The 22,645-nt window shown below is 72.4% G+C and carries 22 protein-coding genes; 11 read left to right on the top strand and 11 right to left on the bottom strand.

Going from position 1 to position 22,645, the window contains the following annotated elements; translation table 11 throughout:
* Positions 1 to 539: 539 nt before the first annotated feature.
* Positions 540 to 1,313, top strand: coding sequence for a CAP domain-containing protein (locus ADK52_RS38655; protein WP_053694531.1), 774 nt, complete (start codon positions 540 to 542; stop codon positions 1,311 to 1,313).
* An 86-nt stretch (positions 1,314 to 1,399) separates the two neighbouring features.
* On the opposite strand, the gene ADK52_RS38650 is transcribed toward ADK52_RS38655, so the two are convergent.
* Genes ADK52_RS38650 through ADK52_RS38640 form a run of 3 tightly spaced genes read right to left on the bottom strand, consistent with a single transcriptional unit; the run spans position 1,400 to position 2,875 of the window.
* Positions 1,400 to 2,023, bottom strand: a complete 624-nt coding sequence (locus tag ADK52_RS38650; protein ID WP_053694539.1) for a glyoxalase — start codon at positions 2,021 to 2,023, stop codon at positions 1,400 to 1,402.
* A gap of 5 nt (positions 2,024 to 2,028) precedes the next feature.
* Entirely contained in the window at positions 2,029 to 2,433 is a 405-nt protein-coding gene (locus tag ADK52_RS38645; protein ID WP_053694530.1) for a helix-turn-helix transcriptional regulator, read from the bottom strand.
* A 31-nt stretch (positions 2,434 to 2,464) separates the two neighbouring features.
* Positions 2,465 to 2,875: a VOC family protein gene (locus ADK52_RS38640; RefSeq protein ID WP_053694538.1), complete on the bottom strand. Its 411-nt coding sequence runs from the start codon at positions 2,873 to 2,875 to the stop codon at positions 2,465 to 2,467.
* A gap of 443 nt (positions 2,876 to 3,318) precedes the next feature.
* On the opposite strand from ADK52_RS38640, the gene ADK52_RS38635 reads away from it, so the two are divergent.
* The 4 genes from ADK52_RS38635 (at position 3,319) to ADK52_RS38620 (ending at position 8,879) form a co-directional block, all read left to right on the top strand.
* Positions 3,319 to 4,038 carry a response regulator transcription factor gene (locus tag ADK52_RS38635; RefSeq protein WP_234344436.1) on the top strand — a complete coding sequence of 240 codons (720 nt, stop codon included), beginning with the start codon at positions 3,319 to 3,321 and terminating at the stop codon, positions 4,036 to 4,038.
* A 5-nt stretch (positions 4,039 to 4,043) separates the two neighbouring features.
* Positions 4,044 to 5,321: a sensor histidine kinase gene (locus ADK52_RS38630; RefSeq protein ID WP_053694529.1), complete on the top strand. Its 1,278-nt coding sequence runs from the start codon at positions 4,044 to 4,046 to the stop codon at positions 5,319 to 5,321.
* A 135-nt stretch (positions 5,322 to 5,456) separates the two neighbouring features.
* Complete coding sequence (locus ADK52_RS38625) at positions 5,457 to 6,239, top strand: ABC transporter ATP-binding protein (protein ID WP_053694528.1); 783 nt, start codon at positions 5,457 to 5,459, stop codon at positions 6,237 to 6,239.
* A 78-nt stretch (positions 6,240 to 6,317) separates the two neighbouring features.
* A complete protein-coding gene (locus ADK52_RS38620) occupies positions 6,318 to 8,879 on the top strand; it encodes an ABC transporter permease (protein ID WP_053694527.1) in 2,562 nt (853 codons plus the stop codon).
* 79 nt (positions 8,880 to 8,958) lie between these two features.
* Here the strand turns inward: ADK52_RS38620 and ADK52_RS38615 are convergent, their stop codons facing one another.
* The 4 genes from ADK52_RS38615 to ADK52_RS38600 all read right to left on the bottom strand — a co-directional run bounded on the left by ADK52_RS38615 (position 8,959) and on the right by ADK52_RS38600 (position 11,939).
* The gene (locus tag ADK52_RS38615) at positions 8,959 to 10,176 is read right to left on the bottom strand and encodes a cytochrome P450 (protein WP_324615964.1); all 1,218 of its coding nucleotides are present in this window, start codon (positions 10,174 to 10,176) and stop codon (positions 8,959 to 8,961) included.
* A complete protein-coding gene (locus ADK52_RS38610) occupies positions 10,173 to 10,889 on the bottom strand; it encodes a tRNA-dependent cyclodipeptide synthase (protein WP_078988938.1) in 717 nt (238 codons plus the stop codon). Before ADK52_RS38610 ends, ADK52_RS38615 begins: the two co-directional genes overlap by 4 nt.
* A 255-nt stretch (positions 10,890 to 11,144) precedes the next feature.
* Positions 11,145 to 11,375 carry a hypothetical protein gene (locus ADK52_RS38605; protein WP_053694526.1) on the bottom strand — a complete coding sequence of 77 codons (231 nt, stop codon included), beginning with the start codon at positions 11,373 to 11,375 and terminating at the stop codon, positions 11,145 to 11,147.
* Between the two features lie 87 nt (positions 11,376 to 11,462).
* Positions 11,463 to 11,939, bottom strand: coding sequence for a DUF6328 family protein (locus tag ADK52_RS38600; protein ID WP_053694525.1), 477 nt, complete (start codon positions 11,937 to 11,939; stop codon positions 11,463 to 11,465).
* 472 nt (positions 11,940 to 12,411) lie between these two features.
* Between ADK52_RS38600 and ADK52_RS38595 the strand changes: the two genes are divergently transcribed.
* From ADK52_RS38595 to ADK52_RS38580, 4 genes are read left to right on the top strand one after another with little or no spacing between them, the layout of a single operon-like run.
* Positions 12,412 to 12,975, top strand: a complete 564-nt coding sequence (locus ADK52_RS38595; protein WP_053694524.1) for a type 1 glutamine amidotransferase domain-containing protein — start codon at positions 12,412 to 12,414, stop codon at positions 12,973 to 12,975.
* Between the two features lie 60 nt (positions 12,976 to 13,035).
* The gene (locus ADK52_RS38590; RefSeq protein ID WP_053694523.1) at positions 13,036 to 13,578 is read left to right on the top strand and encodes a hypothetical protein; all 543 of its coding nucleotides are present in this window, start codon (positions 13,036 to 13,038) and stop codon (positions 13,576 to 13,578) included.
* Position 13,579: 1 nt separating this feature from the next.
* Positions 13,580 to 14,074, top strand: coding sequence for a hypothetical protein (locus ADK52_RS38585; RefSeq protein ID WP_053694522.1), 495 nt, complete (start codon positions 13,580 to 13,582; stop codon positions 14,072 to 14,074).
* A 2-nt stretch (positions 14,075 to 14,076) separates the two neighbouring features.
* Positions 14,077 to 15,105 (top strand): cation diffusion facilitator family transporter, encoded by a 1,029-nt coding sequence (locus ADK52_RS38580; protein WP_182508476.1) that lies wholly within the window; start codon positions 14,077 to 14,079, stop codon positions 15,103 to 15,105.
* A 96-nt stretch (positions 15,106 to 15,201) separates the two neighbouring features.
* Here the strand turns inward: ADK52_RS38580 and ADK52_RS38575 are convergent, their stop codons facing one another.
* Entirely contained in the window at positions 15,202 to 15,477 is a 276-nt protein-coding gene (locus ADK52_RS38575) for an isoamylase early set domain-containing protein (RefSeq protein ID WP_030153846.1), read from the bottom strand.
* A 266-nt stretch (positions 15,478 to 15,743) separates the two neighbouring features.
* Here ADK52_RS38575 and katG point away from each other — a divergent pair, with 266 nt between their 5' ends.
* Both katG and ADK52_RS38565 read left to right on the top strand, forming a co-directional pair.
* Positions 15,744 to 17,933: a catalase/peroxidase HPI gene (gene katG / locus ADK52_RS38570; RefSeq protein ID WP_053694521.1), complete on the top strand. Its 2,190-nt coding sequence runs from the start codon at positions 15,744 to 15,746 to the stop codon at positions 17,931 to 17,933.
* Between the two features lie 345 nt (positions 17,934 to 18,278).
* Positions 18,279 to 19,766: a SulP family inorganic anion transporter gene (locus ADK52_RS38565; RefSeq protein ID WP_053694533.1), complete on the top strand. Its 1,488-nt coding sequence runs from the start codon at positions 18,279 to 18,281 to the stop codon at positions 19,764 to 19,766.
* A gap of 66 nt (positions 19,767 to 19,832) precedes the next feature.
* Here ADK52_RS38565 and ADK52_RS38560 read toward each other — a convergent pair whose 3' ends face one another.
* The 3 genes from ADK52_RS38560 to ADK52_RS38550 are packed head-to-tail and all read right to left on the bottom strand — an operon-like array spanning position 19,833 to position 22,592.
* Positions 19,833 to 20,858: a pyridoxal-phosphate dependent enzyme gene (locus tag ADK52_RS38560; protein ID WP_053694520.1), complete on the bottom strand. Its 1,026-nt coding sequence runs from the start codon at positions 20,856 to 20,858 to the stop codon at positions 19,833 to 19,835.
* A complete protein-coding gene (locus ADK52_RS38555; RefSeq protein ID WP_053694532.1) occupies positions 20,779 to 21,786 on the bottom strand; it encodes a GHMP kinase in 1,008 nt (335 codons plus the stop codon). Before ADK52_RS38555 ends, ADK52_RS38560 begins: the two co-directional genes overlap by 80 nt.
* Positions 21,783 to 22,592 (bottom strand): Rossmann-like domain-containing protein, encoded by an 810-nt coding sequence (locus ADK52_RS38550; RefSeq protein WP_063784060.1) that lies wholly within the window; start codon positions 22,590 to 22,592, stop codon positions 21,783 to 21,785. Before ADK52_RS38550 ends, ADK52_RS38555 begins: the two co-directional genes overlap by 4 nt.
* Positions 22,593 to 22,645 lie beyond the last annotated feature (53 nt).

Raw genomic sequence — 22,645 nt, 5'->3', positions numbered from 1 at the left:
CCCTGGACCACCGGAACCCTCCAGATCACCGCAACCGCCACCGACTCCACCACAGCCACCGCCACCACCACCTTCCCCCTCACCATCAACTGGTTCTGATCAGCGGCCGGGGGCGGGCGCACACCACCCGCCCCCGAGGCCCCGCTTGGTTCCACGCGAAACAGTGACATGCATCACCACGGGGCAACTGATCACGGAAGCATTACGTCCGTTCACCCTTCACCGACATGTCGATATTTGTCCCACTCGAATCGACATTCCCCTCTTCGCCCGACATGGTCATCTCAAGCAAGGGCGGCGTCTGCGACAACTCGCCACGTCACAGCCATGTCTGATGGTGGATCCCGATCTCACGCAGCCGGCCGACCACCCGGTCAGCACGACTGTCCGCCCTTTTCAAGCCCGGCGCCCGGCGCTGCCCCGCGGCCCGGCGGCGAGACTTGCCAGCCCGTTACGGGGCTTCTAAGAATGGCGGCCCGGCCCCCGCGCTCCAGCAGCTCAGGCGCAGGACGCATCGCAGAAACCACGTGAGGTCACGCATGCACAAGCACCGCAAGAAGACGCACTACAAGAAAATAACCATCGCCGCCGTCACCCTGGGCCTCGTGGGCATACCCACGGCCGCCATGGCGTGCCTGCACACCAATGGGGCAGGCGGGGCGAAAGCCGGCGGCAGGCACGGCATGCGCCCCTCCCACACCGCGCCCTCCCCCAGCGAGTCGATCCAGACGCTGGCGGAGCCGACGGACGCCCCGCTCCCGGTCGAGACGGCGACGGCCACGCCGGCCGCGCCGACCACTCAGGCCCCGGAGCCGACGCGGCCGGCCACCGAGCCGACGCAGCAGCCCCCCGCGGCGAAGCCCGCGCGCCCGGCCCCCGCGAAGCCGACGGCTCCGCCCACCGCGCAGCAGCCGAGCGCCCCGACCGGTACGGCCTCCGGCCCGGCGGCCGAGGTGGTGGCCCTCGTGAACAAGGAGCGCGCCAAGGTCGGCTGCTCGGCTCTCACGGTCAATCCGAAGCTGACGGCCGCCGCGCTGAACCACAGCCAGGACATGGCCGCGCACTCCAACATGTCGCACACCGGCTCCGACGGCTCGGACCCGGGCGAGCGCATCACCCGCAGCGGCTTCAGCTGGATGACGTACGGCGAGAACGTCGCCTACGGCTACAGCACGCCCGAGCAGGTCATGACCGGCTGGATGAACAGCCCCGGGCACCGCGAGAACATCCTCAACTGTGCCTTCAAGGAGATCGGTGTCGGCCTCGCGCAGCCGAACTCCTACTGGACGCAGGACTTCGGCACGGCCCGCTGACGGCCCCGGTCGGCCGCCTCAGCTGACCGCGCGCTTGACGAGGGCGCCGATCCGCGCCTCGTCGTCGGGCGTCGGTCGGTGGCGGGTCAGGGCGCGGGCGTCAGCGACGCCTCCTCCCACGTGAACCCGTCCGGGTCGGCGAAGGCGCCGGCGTCGCCGCCGAGGACGAGCCGGTGCGATCCCGTGCCGTCGGCGGGGACGCCGAGTTCCTTGGCGAGGGCGCGGCGCCCGTACAGCGCCGGCTTGACGGCGCCCGCCGGGGCGTGGAACTGGACGTACTTGCTGCCGAAGCCCTTCTCGACGGTGAGTCCGCGGCCGACGTAGAACCGCTTGCTCGCGGTCACGTCCCCGCATCCCAGCAGGAGCACCATCTCTTCGAACCGCTGCGGGGCCGGGCCGCTGTCCTTCTTCTCCGACGTGGCGACCTTCCAGATCGTCCCGTCCGGCGCCCGTACGACGCCGCCGTAGCCCCAGAAGGACTTGGAGGCGGGCTTCAGCGACGTGGCGCCCGCGTCGAGGGCGGCGCCGATGAAGCCGTTGACGACGGACGGCTGGGACACGGTGAGCGCGAGCGCGAACCCGCGGAAGCCCGTCGTCGGCGCCTGCGAGGCGCGCAGGCGGACCTGGGCGCCCAGACCGAAGGCGGTGTAGAAGCGGTCGGCGGCCGTGGGGTCGGCCACCTCGAGGGTGACGGATGCGATGGAGTTCATGTCCCTCACGCTAGGTGCGGCGGGGCGGCCGGTGCTTCTCGATTCCTGACCGGTCCGTAGGCGCTCGGCGGTACGCCGACCAGCTCGGTGAAGCGGGCGCCGAAGGTGCCGGGCGAAGAGCAGCCGACCGCGGAGCAGACCTCGGTGACGCCGAGACCGCCCCGGCGCAGCAGCACGGTGGCGCGCTCGATGCGACGCGTCATCAGATAACCGTACGGCGACTCCCCGTACGCCAGCCGGAACTCCCGGCTGAGGTGCCCGGCCGCCATGCCGGCGCCCCGGGCGAGCGCCTCGACGTCCAGCGGCTGCGCGTACTCCCGGTCGATCCGGTCGCGTACGCGGCGCAGTCGGGCGAAATCCTTCAGGCGCTGCGCCTCGGTGAGCGCGCGCCCCCACGCGGGATTGCACATGCGGGAACCCCCCTCTGCCCGGTGCCGCGGCTCAGCGCAGTTCCTGGATGCGGATGAGGTTGCCCGCGGGGTCGCGGAAGGCGCAGTCGCGGACGCCGTACGGCTGCTCGGTCGGCTCCTGGACGACCTCGGCGTCGCCGGCCTGGACCTTCTCGAAGGTGGCGTCGAGGTCCCGGGTGGCCAGCAGGATCCAGCCGTACGTGCCCTTGGCCATCATCTCGACGATGGTGCGGCGCTCGTCGTCGGTGATGCCGGGGTCGGCGGCCGGCGGCGCCAGCAGGATGGACGTGTCGGGCTGGCCGACGGGGCCGACGGTGATCCAGCGCATCTTGCCGTGCCCGACGTCGCTGCGGACCTCGAACCCGAGGGTGTCGCGGTAGAAGGCCAGCGCGGCCTCCGGGTCGTCGTGCGGCAGGGAGCTCGTGTGAATGGTGATGTCCATGACCAACACGGTAGTTCGGGGCGCCGTCCCGCGCTTCTCCGTTCCTGATGCGTCCGCCGGTCACTTTCCGACGGTGTTCATCAGGATGATCGCCGCGAGGTCGGCGAGGATGACGAAGAGGATGCCGAAGATCGTGATCCAGGCCCGGCGCGATTCGTCCATGCGTTTCAGTCAAACCCCACGGCCCCGGAGCGGCAACCAGAGCGCCTCCGGGGCGGGGTTTGTATCCGTCGCGTATCAGCGGGCGCTTGGTTGTCCATCGAAGCGGGAGGCCGGGTCGGCGAGGCCGTCGCCGCACCCGCCACCTGCCGTATCGTTCCTTTTCGGGTCGCCCGCCGCCCCGCCCGTCCGCCCCCACAGGAGCCCTCGCCGTGTCCTCGTCCGCCCCCTCCCCGGCCGCCGCGCGCCCCGTGCGCGTCTTGCTGGTGGAGGACGACGAGCTGATGCGCCGCTCCTTCTCGGTCGCCCTCGAACGCTACGGCTACCGCGTGGAGGCCGCGGCCGACGGGCTCGCGGGGCTGGAGCTCTTCCGTGACCGCGGCGGCGACGGCAACGGCAACGGCAACGGCAACAACGGCTTCGACGGCACGTTCGACCTGCTGATCCTTGACGTGATGCTGCCCGGCCTGGACGGCATCGGCCTGTGCCGCAGGGTCCGGGAGACCAGCCTCGTGCCGATCCTGATGATGTCCGCCCGCGGCGACGGGCTCGACATCGTGGCCGGTCTGGAGGCCGGGGCGGACGACTACGTCGTCAAGCCCGTGGACACCTACGTCCTCGTGGCCCGCATCCGCTCGCTGCTGCGCCGGGCCACGTACGCGCCCTCTGCCGCGGGCGCCGGGCGCGCCCCGGGCGAGGGTCCGGCCCCCTCCGAGGGGGACCTGCTGGTCTTCGGGGACCTGACCCTCGACACCGGCGGCCTGGAGGTCTGCGTATCCGGCAGCCCGGTGGCGCTGACCCCGACCGAGCTGAAGCTGCTGCTGGAGTTCGCCGCCCACCCGGGGGTCGTACTGGAGCGGCACACCCTGCTGCGCAACGTCTGGGAGTACGGCTGGGACGGCGACAGCCGGGTCGTGGACCTGTGCGTGCAGCGGCTGCGCCGCAAGCTCGGCCGGGACCGGATCGAAACGGTCCGCGGCTTCGGCTACAAGCTCAGGCGCTGAGCCCGGTGCGCCCGTATCGCCGCCTCCCCCGGCCGGACCGCGTCTCCCTGCGCTGGAAGATCGCCGCACTGGCCGCGGCCACCGCCTGCCTCGTCGCGGCGGCCGTCGGCGTCCTCGTCCACCTGTGGACCGCGAGCGACATCCGCAGCCGGGCCGAGATGCGGGCGTTCAACGGCGTGCACGCGGCCATGGAGACGTACCGGCGCACCGGGACGCTGGTGGACGGCGCCGGGCTCGATCCCGCCGAGCTGCCCCCCGTACTGCGCCGTCCGGCCGACGGCGACCGGCACACCGCCTACGACGGGCACGTCGACAACAACGTCGGGCCGAGCGTCTGGGCCGCCCAGCGGGTCGGCGGACCGGACAGCCCGCTGCTGGCCGTCCAGGTCAGCATGAACGCGGAGCTCCACGAGCTGCGCCGGCTCGACATGAGCGTGGCGGTTGCCTCCCTGGTCTCGCTCGGGGCCGCCGTGCCGCTGGCGGCCTACGGGGCCGGGCTGCTGGGTCGCCGGCTGCGCCGGGTCTCCGAGACCGCGGGCCGGATCTCCGCCGGCGACCTGGACGCCCGTACCGGGCCCACCAAGGGCGGCGACGAGGTGGCCGACATCGCCGCCACCGTCGACCTCATGGCCGACAGCCTGGGCCGGCGGCTGCGGACCGAGCGCCAGTTCACGGCGGACGTGGCCCACGAGCTGCGCACCCCGGTCGGCGGCCTGCTCGCCGCGACCGATCTGCTGCCGGCCGGCGAGACGGAGGACCTGGTCAGGGGCCGGGTACGCGATCTGCGCGGTCTCGTCGAGGACCTGCTGGAGATCTCCCGGCTGGACGCGGGCGCCGAGCACCCGGTCCGCGCCCGCGTGCCGCTCGGCGCGGTCGTCCGCGAGGCGGTGTCGCGTACCGGGTTGGACGCTTCGGTCACCGTGGCCGACCCTCCGGGTACGGCGGCTGCCGAGTCCGAGGAGACCGTCGAAACCGATCCGCGCCGCCTCGAACGGATCGTCGGCAACCTCGTCGTCAACGCCCACCGGCACGGCGCGACCCCGGTCGAGGTCACCGTCGAGGGCCGTACCGTCGTCGTACGCGACCACGGCCCCGGCTTCCCTCCCGACCTGCTGCGCGACGGTCCGCACCGCTTCCACACGGGCGCGGCGGAGCGCGGCTCGGGCCACGGCCTGGGTCTGACCATCGCCCTGGGCCAGGCCCGGGTCCTCGGCGCCGAGCTGCGCCTGGACAACGCCCCGGACGGCGGCGCCGTCGCCACCCTGCGCCTGCCGCCGTCCTGACGGGCGCCCCCGCACGACCGATACCTACACGACTGATACGAAGCGACGCGGACGCCGATACGCGGCGGCCCGGGTCCCGATACACGTCCCGGACACCCTTCGAAGTGCATCCACCCGCACCGAAGAGGAGTCCCCGTGACCGCCGCACCCTTTGACGCCCTCGCGCCGCACCCCACGACCGGGTTCGCCGCGGCGACCAGCGACCTGTCGAAGGTCTACGGCAGCGGCGACACCCGCGTCGTCGCCCTGGACCGTGTCAGCATCGCCTTCCGGGAGGGCGAGTTCACCGCGATCATGGGCCCCTCCGGCTGCGGCAAGTCCACCCTGATGCACTGCGCCGCCGGGCTCGACTCGGTCAGCTCCGGCTCCGTGCGCATCGGCACCACCGAGCTGAGCACCCTGAACGACCGGCAGCTCACCGAGCTGCGCCGCGACCGGATCGGCTTCATCTTCCAGGCCTTCAACCTGCTGCCGACGCTGACCGCGCTGGAGAACATCACGCTGCCGCTCAGCATCGCCGGCCGCCGCCCCGACCAGCAGTGGCTGGACCGCGTGGTCTCCATGGTCGGTCTCTCCCAGCGGCTCGGCCACCGGCCCGGACAGCTGTCCGGCGGGCAGCAGCAGCGCGTGGCGGTGGCCCGCGCCCTGGCCTCCCGGCCCGCGATCATCTTCGGCGACGAGCCCACCGGCAACCTCGACTCCCGCGCCGGGGCCGAGGTCCTCGGCTTCCTGCGCGACTCGGTGCGCGAGCTCGGCCAGACCGTGGTCATGGTGACCCACGACCCCGTCGCCGCCGGATACGCCGACCGCGTGGTCTTCCTCTCCGACGGCCGGCTGGTCGACGAGATGTCCCGCCCCACCCCGGACCGGGTCCTGGACCGGATGAAGGCGTTCGACGCCCGCTCCCGCACCAGCTGACCCGCGGCCCGCCCCCGCCCCCTCCCTCCTCGGCTCCCCCTCCGGCTCCCCGTACGCCCACGTCCCCGAAAGCTGCCCATGCTGAGAACAGCCCTGCGCAACGTCCTCGCGAACAAGGCCCGTCTGGTCATGACCGTCCTCGCGGTCTGCCTGGGCGTCGCGTTCGTCTGCGGCACCCTCGTCTTCGCGGAGTCCTCCGCCGCGGCCTACCGCGCCGCCGCGTCGAAGGACTTCGCGGACACCGCCGTCTCCGTGACCCCGAAGTCCGCCCCGCCCGGGACCGCCGGGGAGGAGGCCGGAGCGCTCGACGACGCGCTCGTACGGAAGCTGGCCGAGGTACCCGGCGTCGCCGCCGCGCGGCCGGCGGCCGACGGCTCGGCCACCCTGAACGGCACGGACGGCCGCCCGCTGCGGGCCGGCAAGGCGCGGTCGAACCTGGCCGCCGCCTACGTACCCGGCAAGGACGGCAAGGACGGCCGCCATCCGCTGGTCGAGGGCCGCGCCCCGCGCGGCAGCGGGGAACTCGCCGTGGACAGCGGCACCGCGGCGGCCGGCGGGTTCTCGATCGGCGACACGCTCACGCTGGCCACCGACGGCCCGGTCCTGAAGAAGCGGCTCGTGGGCATCGTCAGGACCGGGGACTCGCGGGTGACGGCCGGGGGCACCCTCGCCGTGTTCGACAAGGCGACCGCCCAGGAGCTGTTCGCGTCCCCGGGCCGGTACACCTCGATCGACGTGTCCGCCGAGCCCGGCACCGACGGGTTCGAGCTCGCCGAGCGGATCACCGCCCTGCTCCCGGCCGACCGGGCCGAGGCCGTCACCGGCACCGCCCAGGCGGCCCAGCAGGCCACCTACACCAACACCCTGACCCGCGGCCACCAGAAGATGCCGATGATCTTCGCCGGGGTCTCGCTGTTCATCGGCTCCTTCCTCATCGTCAACACCTTCACCATGCTCGTCGCCCGGCGCACCCGGGAGATCGCGCTGCTGCGGGCGATCGGCTCCACGCGCCGCCAGGTGGTCCGCTCCCTCCTCTGGGAGGCCGTCCTGCTCGGTCTGGTCTCGTCGGCGGCCGGCTTCGTGCTCGGCCTCGGCATCGCCTCCGTACTGCCCGACCTCCTGAGCACCTCGCAGGACTCCCTGCCCCAAGGCCCCCTGGTGATCGGCCCGCTCCCCGTCGTGGCGGCGCTCGGCGTGGGCGTGGGCGTCACGGTGCTCGCCGCGTGGCTCCCGTCCCGCAAGGCGGCGAAGGTCGCGCCCATCGAGGCGCTGCGCTCCTGCGAGCAGCCGCCCACCGCGACCGCCTCCCGGGTCCGCGGCGCGGTGGGGCTGCTCCTGCTCGTCGCCGGGGCCGGGCTGCTGGTCTCGCTCACGGGGGCGAAGGACGCCTCGGAGGAGAACCTGCAGAACGCGATGTGCGGCTGCGCGCTGCTCGTCGTCGCCCTGATCGTGCTGGCGCCGCTGCTCGCCGTCCCCGTGATCCGGCTGACCGGACGGCTGACCGGCCGCTTCGGCATCACCGGGCGCCTGGCCCGTGAGAACGCGCTGCGCGATCCGCGGCGCACCGCGGCCACCGCCTCCGCCCTGATCGTCAGTACGGCGCTGGTCGCCGGGCTCGCCGTCATCGGCAACTCCACCGGGCAGGCCCTGGACCGGCAGGCCGCCGCCGGCCTCGGCGCCGACTACGTGATCGGCAGCCGCAGCAGCATGACCGCCCTCGACCCGGGCACCGAGCAGCGGGTGGCCGCCACCCCCGGGGTGAGGACGGCGGCGGGCATCGCGGACTCCACCGTCTTCACCGGCGGCGGCGTCCGCAAGATCGCCGGCGTCGACCCCGCCACCGTGGGCGACGTCATGAAGCTCGACTTCGTCGGCGGCTCCCTGAAGGACCTGGGGCCGGGCCGCATCGCCGTCTCCGCCGCCGTCGCCCGCGAGCAGGGCGTGAGCGCGGGCAGCCGGGTCAAGGCCCGCATCGGCCGCAACCAGGAGGTCACGCAGTACACCGTCGTCGGCGTCTACGAGGACAACCCCACTGCCGGGGACGTGCTGGGATCGCGCGCCGACGTACAGCGGGACGGCTTCCTGCCCGGCTCCGTCCAGCGGATCCTCGTCCGCGCCGACGGCGCCGCGGTCTCGAAGACCACCGAGGACCGGCTGCGCGCCGCCGCGGGCAACAGCCCGCTGGTGCAGGTGAAGGACCGCCAGGCGCTCGTCGACGAGGCCGCCGGCTCGCTGGCCGACCTGCTGACCCTGATGTACGGGCTGCTCGCCATCGGCACCGTGATCTCGCTGCTCGGCATCGTCAACACCCTGGCCATGTCGGTCGCGGACCGCACCCGGGAGATCGGCGTCCTGCGCGCCATCGGGATGGACCGCGCCGGGATCCGGCGGATGATCCGCCTGGAGTCGGTGACCGTCGCCGCCTTCGGCACGCTGCTGGGCCTGGCGGGCGGGCTGTTCGGGGCCTGGGCGGTCGGGTCGCTGGCCAACGGCGCCATGAAGGAGTACTCCCTGGCGCTGCCCTGGGGGACGCTGCTCCTCGTGTGCCTGGTGTCCCTGACGATCGGCGTGCTCGCGGCCGCCGTGCCCGCCCGCCGCGCGGCCGCCCTGAGCCCGTTGGAGGCCGTGGCGGAGAGGTGACGGACGTACGCGGACGCCGCTGAGGGCCGGGTTGGTCGGACCCGGCCCTCAGCGCCTCGCACTCACTCCCCCGGCGGGCTCACCAGAGCACGGGCATCCGCTCCGGGATCCGCTTCATGAACCCCGTGCGCCAGACGAGTTGCTCGATCGGCACGGCCAGGTCCAGGCCGGGCAGCCGCTGGAGGAGCACCTCGATGGCGATCTGCGCGTGCCGCTTGCCGAGGGCGGTGGCCGGGCAGTAGTGGCCGCCACCCCCGAACGACAGGTGCGCGTTCGGGTTCGGCCGGTCGAGACGTACGGTGTGCGGGTCCTCGAACTCGGCGGGGTCGTGGTTCGCGGCCTCGACCAGGACGAGGACCAGCTCCCCCTTCTGCACGGTGACGTCGCCGAGCCGCATGGTCTCGGTGGCGATACGGGGCAGTCCGTCGGCGATCGACAGGTTGATGCGCAGCAACTCGTCGACGGCGGCGGGGATGAGCGCCGGTTCGGCGATCAACCGCGCCTTGAGATCGGGGTGCTGGATCAGCGAGACGAGGGCCATGGTCAGGAACCCCATGACGCTGATGACGCCCGCGCCGAACATCGTGACGCCTACGGTGGCGAGCATCTCGTCGGTCAGGTGCGCGTAGTCGGGGTCGTCGCGCAGGGCGGCGAGTTCGGCCATGAGACCGGTGGTCTCCGGGTCGTTGAGCCGGTCGATCATGTGGCTCATGTCGCGGTCCCAGTTGATGCCCGCCGCGGGGATGGTGCGCGGGCTGTTCATGAACGCGACGTGCAGCGAGCGGTAGAGGTCGGGGCCGTCGCTCTGGGGGATGCCGAGGATGTGGCAGTGCAGCCCGGTGGAGTACGGGACGGTGAAGTCGTGGCGCAGGTCGCCCGGTATCCCGGTGGTGACGAGCCGGTCGACGAGGGCGTGCGCGTGGCCGGTCAGCCACGCCTCCAGCCCGGGGGCCTTCGGGTTGAGGGCCTTCATCACGGCCTTGCGCAGCCCGGCGCCCGTGATGTTCCCCATGTTGTTGACCACCTCCGGGGGGATGGTCAGCGCGTACTGGCGGGGAGCGCCCTCGGCGGAGGTGTCCTTGAGCGAGAACCGGGGGTCGTCGAGCACCTGCCTGCACAGCGGATAGGAGGACACCAGCCAGGCTTGCGCCCCGGCAATGGTGCGGACCTTCTTGACCGGCTCGTGGGCGAGGAGGTGGGCGATCTCGTCGGGCAGCCGCGTGCCGTTGGCGTCGAACGGGAACCGGGTGAGCTCGTCGGCCATGGCCGCCGTGGTGGGTTCGATGGTGCTGGTCATGCGCGGCGGTCCTGTTCTTCGCGTTCTTCGGCGGGGGTGATGACGGCGTGGCCCTGATTGCGCGAGGCGCGCAGACCCCAGCCCCGTGCGTACAGCAGCTCGGCCAACGGCAGTGCCTGGTGGTAGCAGTTGAGCGAGGAGGAGACCCCGAGGATGGCCGGGGTGTCGAGGAACAGCGGCACTTCGGCGCACACGTACTTGATGCACACCTCGCGCTGGAGCTCGGTGGGCGGTTGACCGTCCAGCTTGTCGGCGAGGAACCGGGCCGCGAGTTGGTCGCACACCTCGCGGAACTCGGGGTCGTCGGCCATGAGGACGTCGAGCCCGGAGCGGATGCGCTGGTAGGCGGGGAGCTCCAGGAGTGCGGACATGGGGCGGCCGCGCAGCCGCTCCCCCTCGGGGTCGAGGGCGGCGACGGCGGAGGTGACCTTGGCGCGGACGCCGCGGAGGTTCTTCACCGCCTTGCGCTGCGCTTCGACTTCGGGGTACCCGAGTGCCACGAACATCTCGGCGACGTGCATGTCGGTCCAGATGAGATCGACCTGCCGGAAGTGGTCGAGTCCCCACCGGGCCAGTTCTAGCACGCGGTCGTGGGTGAAGTAGGAGTTCCCGGACGAGATGCCTATGACGGCATGGTCTCCCTCGTCGTGGATGACCTGGCAGTGAGGCGTATAGGGACGGACGGCGAAGATGCCTTGAATGGCAGTCGTCAACGTGAGTAATTCCCCTGCGCCACGAGTCCCGCAGGGCCGTGTGCCCTGGGTGTGGCGGCGCGGAGATGACGCTACCGAGAACGGGGCTGATGATCCAGAGCTACCGACCGGTTACTCTACGGATTTAGGCCGCACGAGCTGTGCGATCATACGATCCACACCCTCGGCGGATTCGCCGGACCCCCGGAACCACCCCCGCGCGGCGTTCACCGGGGCTCGAACGCCTGCGGGAGTACGAGCGTCTGTTCCCGGGGGTCAGCGGTCCGACTTCCCGCTCTCCTCGTGGGGGATCTCGCGTACCGGGCCGGGGCCCTTCTTCGGGGCCTGCCCGGGCCTGTCGAGACGGCTCGCCTCGTCGGTGTCCGCCGCCCGGACGGCATGCTCGTCCTTGCCGGGTCCGGTCCTCTCGACGTGCGGGGCGCGCCGGCGTTGCTCGTCGCCGTGACCGTGCAGGGGAGCGCCTCCGGCGCCGCCTTGGTCTTCCATGACGTGTCACTCCTCGAAAAGCGTCGTACCACCCCCGCGACGCGCCTGCCCGCCCGCCGGCGCGGGAAACCCGCGCCGCCCGGCCCCTCACCCGTTTCTGGTCCTGCTGCGCAGGAGCATGCTCGGCATGACCAGCCAGCAGATCGCGAACCAGCCCGTGACGCAGGCCGTCACCGGCCAGGCGATCCAGTGCGAGGTGGCCACCCGCAGCAGGAGCAGCACCGAGAGGGTCACGGTCAGCGCGAGGAGCACGATGCCGATCGAGACCAGATGGCCCGCCGCCCGGACCAGCTGCGGCTTGAGGTGGTGTCCGGCCAGGAGTTGGTGGTAGGCCACCGGGGCGATCATGGTCCCGGTGGCCAGGGCACCCAGCGCCACCGTGACGACGTACAGACCCCGGTCGAAGGGGCCCAGCTGGGCGAAGCGGGGGGTGAAGGCGACGCTGAGCAGGAAGCCGAAGAGGATCTGGGCCCCGGTCTGGGCGACGCGGACCTCTTGGAGCGTCTCGTTCCAGCGGCGATCGGCCCGCTCCGCCGGGGTCTCGTCCCGATCGTCGTCCGGCATGGTCGCGGGCCTCCTCCGCATGGGGACACGGCCCGGTACGGGTACCCGCGACCGGGTGGGTCATTCTCGGCGGCTCTCCGTCCGCGTTCGCACGCGGGCTGCCGCAGGACGGTCCGTTTCCCGACCCTAGCCCGACGCCGGGCGACGGCGCGGCGGTGGCGAGGCCGTTGGGCCTCCGGCCGCCCCGGGAGCAACCGAATGGCCGCACACCGACCGGGCACACCGGCGCGGGCACACCGGCGCGGGCCCGCGGCACGCAACCCGTGTCGGCGAGCCCGCGGGGCGCTGATTGAGACGCTCCCGTGCGGGCAGGCGCCCCAGTACGAGACGGGCCCGGTACGCCCGTGTCCGCACCCGCACCGAACCCACACCGAACCCGTAACCGACCCGGCACCGGCCCGGCACCGGCCCGGCCGCGCCCCGGCGAAGAGCCGCGGTGCCGGAACCACCCGACCGAACGAGGGGGTACGAGATGCGCATCGCATTCCTCATGGCGCCCGAGGGCGTCGAGGAGATCGAACTGACCCGGCCCTGGCAGGCCGTGCTCGACGCCGGATGGAACCCGCGGCTGGTGTCGACCGGGCCCGACCGCGTCCGCGCGTTCCGGCACTTCGACAAGGGGGCCACCTTCGCCGTCGACCACGTCCTGGCGGGTGACACCTCGGAGGCCTTCGACGCGCTCGTGCTGCCCGGCGGCGTCGCCAACCCCGACGCCCTGCGCAGGAACGAGATGGCCGTCGGCTTCACCCGCGACTTCTTCGAGGCGGGCAAACCCGTCGCCGCGATCTGCCACGCCCCCTGGACGCTGGTGGAGGCGGACGTCGTACGCGGACGGACCCTCACCTCCTGGCCCAGCATCGCGACCGACATCCGCAACGCGGGCGGCACGTGGGTGGACGAGAAGGTGCACGTCTGCCGCGCGGAGCCGGCCACGCTGATCACGAGCCGCAAGCCGGACGACCTGGACGCCTTCTGCGGCTCGCTCGTCCGGGAGTTCGCCGCGTCCGGCACACGATCCGGCGCCGGTCGTGTCTGACCCACGCGCCGGCGGACACCCGCACACCACATCGACGAGCCCCCGGGACGGAGGCCCACCATGTCAACAGGAACACTGATCGCCATCATCGTGCCCGTGGCGGTCGTACTGATCGCGATCGCGGCAGGACTGTGGACGATGTCGCGACGGCGCCATTTGCAGGACCGGTTCGGACCGGAGTACGAGCGCACCGTCGAGCAGGAGGGCGGCCGGCTGGCCGCCGACCGGGAGCTGCACTCCCGCGAGGAGCGCCACGCCTACCTCGCCATCAAGGAGCTTCCGGAGGATCGCCGCCAGGCGTACGCGCAGGACTGGAGCGATGTACAGCAGCACTTCGTGGACCGCCCCGAAGGGTCCGTGACGCAGGCCGACGAGCTGGTGTCCCGGCTGATGAAGGAACGGGGCTACCCCACCGAGGGGTACGACGAGAATGTCCGCGACCTCTCGGTGGCCCACGCGGGCACCCTCCAGCACTATCGCGCGGCGCACGCGGTCAAGGTGCGCAGCACGGACGGACAGGCGACGACGGAAGAGCTCCGCGGGGCGATGGTGCACTACCGCGCCCTGTTCGACGAGCTGCTGAGCGACCGAGGAGGTCGATGACATGCGCGACAACGGCGAGTTCGAGGACCGCGCCGGGGGCGAGGAGCGCCCGGGCGGCAGCGGTCTGAGCACGCAGGACCTGGCCGACCCCGGCCGGCAGGCAGGGGCGGCGGTCTACCCCGGCGAGGCCACTGCGGAGACCGCGGCGGAGCAGGACGACGCCCGCGGCACCGAGGCGGAGGCGGGCACGCCGGCCGCGGAGGGAAACGCTCCCGACGAGACCGAGGACCAGCCCCTGCTCGACAGCAAGGACACCGAGGAGTACCGGACGGCATGGCGCGAGATCCAGGGCCGTTTCGTGGACGACCCGCAGGACGCGGTCCGCTCCGCGGACACCCTGGTCGCGGAGGTGATGCAGACGCTCGCCCGTTCGTTCGCGGACCACAAGGAGTCGCTGGTCGGCCAGTGGGGCCGCGGCGAGGAGGTGCCCACGGAGGAGCTGCGGCTGGCGCTGCAGCGCTACCGCTCCTTCTTCAACCGGCTGCTGAAGACCTGAAGGTGGCCGCGACCGGGCAGGCCGATGCCGTGGGCGACACCCGTACGCACTCCGCGCGGAAGCGAAAACGGGACAGCGAAACCCGCTTCACCGTCTGGGTGGCCCTGGCGGCCAATCTGGTCATCGGCGTCGCCAAGGCAGTCGGCGGCGTCATCGCCGGCTCTCCCGCGCTGCTGTCCGAGGCCGCCCACTCGGCGGCCGACAGCATGAACGAGGTCTTCCTGCTGGCCTCGGTCAAGCGCAGCCGGCGGCCGGCCGACCGGCACCACCCCTTCGGCTACGGCAAGGAGCGCTTCTTCTGGTCCCTGCTGGCCGCCGTCGGCATCTTCGTCACCGGAGGCTGCTTCTCGGTGTTCCAGGGCGTCGAGGCGTTCCGCTCGGGCGGTTCCGAGTCCCACGAGGGGTATCTGATCGGCTTCGCCGTGCTCTTCGTGGCGCTGCTCGCCGAGGGGGCCTCGCTGGTCCGCGCCGTCCGCCAGGTCCGCGGCGCGGCCGCGGCGGCCGGGCACGGCCTGCGCGAGGAGATCCGGGCGGGCCGGGACCCGGCGCTGCGGACCGTCCTCGCGGAGGACAGCACGGCCTGCGCGGGCGTCCTGCTGGCCATGGCGGGGATGGGTCTCCACATGGCGACCGGGCAGGTGGCGTACGAGGCGTCCGCCTCCATCCTGATCGGCGTCCTGCTGGTCTACGTGGCGTACACACTCGGCAAGGGCGCCCGGGCCCAGCTGATCGGCGAGGCGGCCGATCCCGAGGTGCAGCGAGGGGTACGGGAGCTGCTGCGGAAGCAGCCGGAGATCGACTCGGTCACCTCCCTGCTGACCATGCGGCTGAGTCCGGATTCGGCGCTGCTCGCCGCGAGCGTCGACCTGACGCCCGGGTACGACAGCGAGACCGTCGAGGACGCGATGGTCCGCATCAAGAAGGAGCTGAAGACGCGCTGGCCCGAGCTGGACCAGGTGTTCCTCGACGTCACGGACGCCGCGGCGGCCCGCCGCACGGCAGCCCGGGGCCAGGGCGCGGCGGGGTCCTGACGCCCCCGGCGGTGCGCCGGCCCGTACCCCGCCCCCGGCCCGGGGTGGGGCCCGCCCTGGCCGTGGGGGCAGGGCGGGCGGCGAGCGGGGCCGGGATCAGGTCTGCAGGCGGCAGTTGGGACCGTCTTGGCCGTCGGCGCCCTCGTCGTTGAACCAGTAGTCCCCTGCCGCGAGGTAACGGAAGGAGTGGGTGACCTTCGCCGGCAGTGCCACCGTCACCGCGCGCGTCCCGTCGGGGCGGGATTCGAGGACGTGGGAGCCGGGCTGCCAGCCGTTGAACGTTCCCACCACGCTGACCGGTCCGGGCGGGTCCCCGTCGGGCAGCACGAAGGTGACTTCGGTGGCGTTCTTGCGACGCTGTCTCTCGAGCACGAACAACTCCTTCTCACTGTCGGGAGGGGGCCATCCTGACGGCCCGGCCCGTCCCCGACCCGCGACCCGCCGTACGGCGGGACACGTCACCCGTCCGGGCCGGTCCCGTTCATCCGAAAACCCGCCTTTCCCCGAATTCCTCAGCGTCCGGAAGAGTTCTGCGTGTTCTCGTGGCGGTGCGGTCCGCGGTGCGCGACCATACGGACGCCCAGCAGTCAGCAGAAACAGAAACAGCAGAAGACACCGAGACAGGAAGAAGGGCGGACGTGTCCGGCAGCGACAGCGAGAACCCAGCAATTACCTCCCCGACCCCCGCGCCGACTCGACCCAGGACGAACCTGGACTGGTGGCCGAATCAGCTGGACCTCCAAGTCCTCCACCAGCATTCGCCCCTGTCCGATCCGATGGGCCAGGACTTCGACTACGCGAAGGAGTTCGCGACCCTCGATGTCGACGCGCTGAAACGGGACGTCTTCGAGGTGATGACGAAGTCCCAGGAGTGGTGGCCCGCCGACTACGGCCACTACGGGCCCCTGTTCATCCGCATGAGCTGGCACGCCGCGGGCACGTACCGCATCGCCGACGGCCGGGGCGGCGGCGGCGCCGGCTCCCAGCGCTTCGCCCCCCTCAACAGCTGGCCGGACAACGCGAGCCTGGACAAGGCACGCCGTTTGCTCTGGCCGGTCAAGCAGAAGTACGGACAGAAGATCTCCTGGGCCGACCTTCTGATTTTCGCCGGGAACTGCGCCATCGAATCCATGGGGCTCAAGACGTTCGGATTTGGTTTCGGACGGAAGGACACCTGGGAACCCGAGGAAATCTTCTGGGGGCCCGAGGACACCTGGCTCGGAGACGAGCGCTACAGCGGTGACAGGGAACTCACCGGTCCTTTCGGCGCCGTGCAGATGGGATTGATCTACGTCAATCCTGAGGGGCCCAACGGCAATCCGGATCCGGTGGCCGCAGCCCGGGACATTCGCGAGACGTTCGCGCGCATGGCGATGGACGACGAGGAGACGCTCGCGCTCATCGTCGGCGGCCATACGTTCGGAAAGTGCCACGGCGCCGCCGATCCCGCCTACATCGGTCCGGAGCCCGAGGCGGCCCCCATCGAGCAGCAGGGCATCGGCTGGAAGAACGCGTCCGGCACCGGCGTCGGCGTCGACGCGCTCACGAGCGGGCTCGAAGGCGCGTGGACCACCGCGCCGACGAAGTGGGACAACGGGTACCTGGACAACCTGTTCGGATACGACTGGGAGCTGACGACCAGCCCCGCCGGTGCCAACCAGTGGACTCCCACGGACCCGGCCGCCCAGGGCACGGTGCCCGACGCCCACGACCCGTCGAAGCGGCACGCCCCGATGATGCTGACGACGGATCTCGCGCTGAAGGTCGATCCGGTCTACGCGCCGATCGCGAAGCGCTTCCACGAGAACCCGGACCAGCTCGCGCTGGCGTTCGCCAAGGCCTGGTACAAGCTGCTGCACCGCGACATGGGACCCCTCCCGCGCTACCTCGGCCCGTGGGTCGCCGAGCCGCAGCTGTGGCAGGACCCCGTCCCCCAGGTCGATCACCCGCTGGTCTCGGAGGCGGACGTCACCGCCCTCAAGGCCAAGATCCTCGCCTCCGGACGGTCCGTCTCCCAGCTGGTCACCACCGCTTGGGCGGCGGCGGCGAGCTTCCGCGGCACCGACAAGCGCGGCGGGGCCAACGGGGCCCGGATCCGGCTCGCGCCGCAACGGGACTGGGAGAGCAACGCCCTGCCCGAGGTGGGCGAGGTCGTGGGGACCCTCGAAGAGATCCAGCAGGACTTCAACGCGTCGGCGACGGGCGGCACGAAGGTCTCGCTCGCCGACCTGATCGTCCTGGGCGGGTGCGCGGCCGTCGAGCAGGCCGCGAAGAACGCCGGGTACGCCATCACGGTCCCGTTCGCGCCGGGGCGTACGGACGCCTCGCAGGAGCAGACCGACGTGGACTCGTTCGCGGTGCTCGAACCCAGGGCCGACGGGTTCCGCAACTACATCCGGGAGGGGGAGAAGCTCGCGCCGGAGACGCTCCTGCTGGACCGCGCCAACCTGTTGAACCTCACCGCTCCCGAGATGACGGTCCTGATCGGCGGCATGCGCGCCCTGAACACCGGCTTCGGGCGGTCCTCCCACGGCGTCTTCACCGACCGGCCGGAGACGTTGACCAACGACTTCTTCGTCAACCTGCTGGACATGGGTACGGAGTGGAAGGCCTCGGCCACGGCCGAGAACGTGTTCGAGGGCCGCGATCGGGCCACGGGCGAGGTCAAGTGGACGGCCACCGCCGTCGACCTCGTCTTCGGTTCGCACTCGCAGCTGCGGGCCCTGTCGGAGGTCTACGCGTCCCAGGACGCGGGAGAGAAGCTCGTACGTGACTTCGTGTCCGCGTGGGACAAGGTGATGAACCTCGACCGGTTCGACCTCCGCTGATCCAGGGTCAGGCGGGGCCGGGGCCGGCCCCTGGCCCTGGCCCTGAACCGAGGGCCCGGTCGGCCGCCCCCGGCCGACCGGGCCGTCCTCAGCGCGGCGCCACCGGGAAGACCGCGCACGGGCTCTGGACGCCTCCGTTGCGACGGGTCGGCGAGGGCTCGCCGGTCGACCGCGAGCGGTGGGGACCGCCGCGGCGGCGCCGGGGCCCGGTTCCGGGGACGGGGGCCCCGGGGGTCCCGGGGGTCCTGGGCTCACGGGGTACCTTGGGGGCTTCGCTTCGTTTGCTCGCCTGCCGGTTGGCGGTGTGCCCGCCCGACAGGTCCGTTCCCCTTGCCCCACTCCGCTCTGTCCCTGCCCGCGCGGCTGCGCGGGTTCCGGCCGTCCTGGCTGTCGCCGACGGTGCTGCGCACCGAGGTGCTGGCCGGGCTCGTGGTCGCGCTGGCGCTGATCCCGGAGGCGATCTCGTTCTCGATCATCGCCGGGGTGGATCCGGCGATCGGGCTGTTCGCCTCCTTCACCATGGCCGTCACCATCGCCCTCGTCGGCGGGCGGCCCGCGATGATCTCGGCCGCCACCGGGGCCGTCGCCCTGGTCATCGCACCGCTGAACCGGGAGCACGGGTTCGGATACCTGGTGGCCGCCGTCATCCTGGCCGGGGTGTTCCAGATCGTGCTCGGCGCGCTCGGCGTGGGCGGGCTGCTGCGGTTCATCCCGCGCTCGGTGATGGTCGGCTTCGTCAACTCCCTCGCCATCCTGGTCTTCATGGCCCAGGTGCGGGAGGTGAGCGACGTGCCGTGGGCCGTCTATCCGCTGCTGGCGGCCGGCCTGGCGCTCATGGTGCTGTTCCCGAAGATCACCACGGCGGTCCCGGCCCCGCTGGTGTCGATCGTGATCCTGACCGTGATCACCGTCGCCGCCGGCATCGCGGTCCCGACCGTCGGCGACAAGGGCGCGCTGCCGTCCTCGCTCCCCGTCCCCGGGCTGCCCGACGTACCGTTCACGCTCGACACGCTGACCACCATCGCCCCGTACGCGTTCGCCATGGCGCTCGTCGGACTGATGGAGTCCCTGATGACGGCGAAGCTGGTCGACGAGATCACCGACACGCACTCGTCGAAGACCCGGGAATCCATCGGGCAGGGCATCGCGAACATCGTCACCGGGTTCCTCGGCGGCATGGGCGGCTGCGCGATGATCGGCCAGACCATGATCAACGTGAAGGTCTCCGGCGCCCGGACCCGGCTCTCCACGTTCCTCGCGGGCGCGTTCCTGATGGTGCTGTGCATCGTCTGCGGGCCGGTCGTCTCCGACATCCCGATGGCCGCCCTGGTCGCCGTCATGATCATGGTCTGCTTCGCGACCTTCGACTGGCATTCGATCGCGCCCAAGACCCTCAAGCGGATGCCGGCGGGCGAGATCGCCGTCATGGCCCTCACCGTGGCCTGCGTGGTCGCCACCCACAACCTCGCCGTCGGTGTCGTCGCGGGATCCGTCACCGCCATGGTCATCTTCGCGAAGCGGGTCGCCCGGCTCGCCGACGTCACGGCGGTCCTCGACCCCGATGGACGCCAGGTCGTCTACGCGGTCAGCGGCCAGCTGTTCTTCGCCTCCTCCAACGAGCTCGTCGGCCGCTTCGACTACGCCGGTGACCCGGACAAGGTCGTCATCGACCTGTCCGCCACGCACGTCTGGGACGCCTCGTCGGTCGCGGCACTCGACGCGATCGAGCACCGCTACGCCCAGCGCGGCAAGACGGTGGAGATCGTCGGCCTGAACGGACCCAGCGCCCGCCTGCACGGGACCCTCAGCGGGGAACTCACCGCGGCCGGCTGACCCGCGCCGATGCCGGCGCCCCGGCCGGCGCCGATTCCCCGGCCGGCTCCGGCGCCGGCGTCGCCGTCAGGGCAGCCGCGGGGCCCGGTTCCAGCGCATCCGGCACCACGGGAGGGCCAGCTGCCCCTGGTCGGAGACCTCCCGCGGGGCGAGGTCCGCGATCGCAGCCGCCTCCCGGTGGCGGGCGTGGACGGTGTCGACGTACCGGTGCCCGGTGTCGGCGGCGATGAAGAGGACCGTCCGCTCGGGGGCGCGCTCGCGTTCGTGGCGGGCGGCGAGGTAGCCGGCGCCGGTGGAGAGCCCCGCGAAGACCGCGTGCCGGCGCAGCAGGTCGACGCTGCCGGCCAGCGCCGCGTCGAACGAGATCCAGTGCAGGGTGTCGTACAGCTCGTGCGAGACGTTCCCGAACGGGATGGAGCTGCCGATCCCGGCGATGATGATCTCGGGGTCCGATACGTGCTCGGCGCCGAAGGTGAGGCTGCCGTACGGCTGGACCCCGACGAGTTCGACGTCGGCCGGGGCGGCCGCGGCCGCCCCGCGCAGGTAGCGGGCGAGGGCTCCGGTGGAGGCCCCCGAGCCGACCCCGCCGACGACGGTGAGCCCCGCGGCGTCGCCGCTCCGACCGCCGGTCGCCTCCCGGATCCGGTCGGCGATCGCGCGGTAGCCGAGGTAGTGGACGTCGTCGTGGTACTGCCGCATCCAGTGGTACTCGGGGTGCTCGGCGAGGATCTCGTGGATACGCTCCACCCGCCGCTTCTGGTCGAGTTTCAGGTCGCTGCACGGCTCCATCTGCTCCAGCGTCGCCCCCAGGACGGCGAGCTGGGTGCGCAGCGTGCGGTCCACCGTCGTCGAGCCGACGATGTGGCAGCGCATGCCGTACCGGTGACAGGCCAGGGCGAGGGCGTACGCGTAGATGCCGCTGGAGCTGTCCAGCAGGGTGTCCCCGCGCCGCACCGCCCCGGTGTCCAGCAGATGGCGCACCGCGGCGAGCGCGGAGACCACCTTCATGGTCTCAAAGCGCAGGCAGACGAGCCGGTCGTCGAGCCGTATCAGGTCCGGCCGGCCGATCGCGTCGGCGATGTGCTGGTCCATGCGGGAGCTCCTCGCTGGTGGTGGTGAACGTCGTGAAGGTCCGGGTGGCGGGGATCCCGTGGGCGTCGAGGGCGCGCAGGCAGCTGCGCACGCGGTGCCTCAGGCCCGGAGCGGCCGGGTCGAACAGCACGCCCGCCACCGCGCCGCTGTGCGCGATCTGTACGCCGACCGCCCCGACCCGCCGGGAGATGCCGGTCAGGGCTTCGAACTCCGGGTGCCGGAGGGTCTGTTGGCCGCGCCAGGCGCTGGCGGTGGCGACCTCGCCGAGCAGTGGGGCGTCCGCCGTGGCCACCGCCCGGCGCAGCAGCGTACGCAGCCGCTCGAAGGCCCGTACGTCGCCGTCGCCGGGCTCGCGCACGGGCAGGGACAGCGTGTCCACGGGCGCGCCCTCGCCGAGGGCGCAGCCCACCACGACCAGCGGCGGCAGCGCCGGGCCGAGGGCTTCCAGCACCCGGCCCTCCCGCTGGGCGAACAGCACCGGCCGTCCGTCCAACATCAGCGGATCGCACGCCAGTTCCGCCCGTACGGCCAGCCGGGCGACCGCCTCGGGGGTCGGCCGCAGACCGTACGAGTCCGCGACGGCGCGCACGGTGGCGATCACGTCGCTGGTGGAGCTGCCCATGCCCAGCCCCACCGGTATGTCGCTCGTGAGCCTCAACTGCCCGCCGCAGGGCGGCTGTCCGGTCCGCTCCGCGCACTCCGCCACCGCGAGGGCCGCGGCCCGTACCGCTTTCGTACGGTCGGCCGGTACGACGGTGAGTGCCCCGGCCCCGGTACCGGGCCTGCGGACGAACTCGGCGCGGCTGCCCGGGCCGGGCATGGGGAGGGTGACCAGGCCGGCGCACCGGCGGCCGTCCGCGTCGAGGAAGACGCCCTGGAGGATCTCGCCATGGTGGCAGGGGGCGTGTCCGGTGCCGGTGGGGATCACGCGCGGCCCACCGTTCGGTAGCGGTACAGGACCGTCTCCTCGGCGCTGAACTGGGAGAACGGGAAGGGCTCCGCGGACAGGGCGGTCACGCCGGAGCCGAGGAAGGCGCGGGCGACGGCGCTGCCCGTCTGCGCGTAGACGATCAACGGGATGCCGCGGGAGCGGCAGCGCTCCAGGACGGTGTCGAACGAGCCGTTGCTCAGGGTCATTCCGGTGGCGACGACGGCCTCGGCGCGCTCCAGCACCGCGTGCATGTCGTCGGTGACGGGGTCGCCCCACTGGGTGGCCCTGAGGTTGAAGTCGCAGGGCAGCGGTGCGCCGCCGCGCTCGCGGATCGCCGCGACGAGCGGGTTGACGACGCCGATGAGAGCGACGCGGGCCCCTTCCTGGATGTCGAGCAGTGCGGCGATGGCCGTGTCGCGGGCCTTCGCGCGGATCTCGGGGGTACCGGTGGGCAGCGCGACGGACTCGGCGTCGCCCGCCGCCGCGGCCGCCCGGTGCGGGCGGGCCTCGGACAGGTACGCGTCGAGGGCGGCGATCCGCAGCGGGCGCGGGGCTTCGCGCAGCAGCCGGTCGAGCGGAAGGCCGGAGGAGTCGCGGCAGATCGCCGGGTCGATCTCCCCGGCCTCGAAGGCACAGCCGCCGAAGGAGCCGCCCAGGCGGACCAGGACGTACTGGTTGAGGTACGTGGTGTCGCCGCCGGCCAGCCGGGTGCCGTGGTGGATCCAGAACACGCTGGTGGCGACGAGTGCGGAGGGGAGCGGGCCGTGTTCGCCGGCCAGGACGGCCTCGATGAGCCCGTCCACGGACGACGGTACGAGAGCGGGGGCGGGGGCGAGGACGGGACTGGGGGCGGGGC

Origin of the sequence: Streptomyces sp. WM6372 (assembly GCF_001279655.1) — a bacterium.
GTDB lineage: Bacteria > Actinomycetota > Actinomycetes > Streptomycetales > Streptomycetaceae > Streptomyces.
Note: the sequence above shows the minus strand (reverse complement) of the source record. Positions and strands in the feature narration are given on the sequence as shown.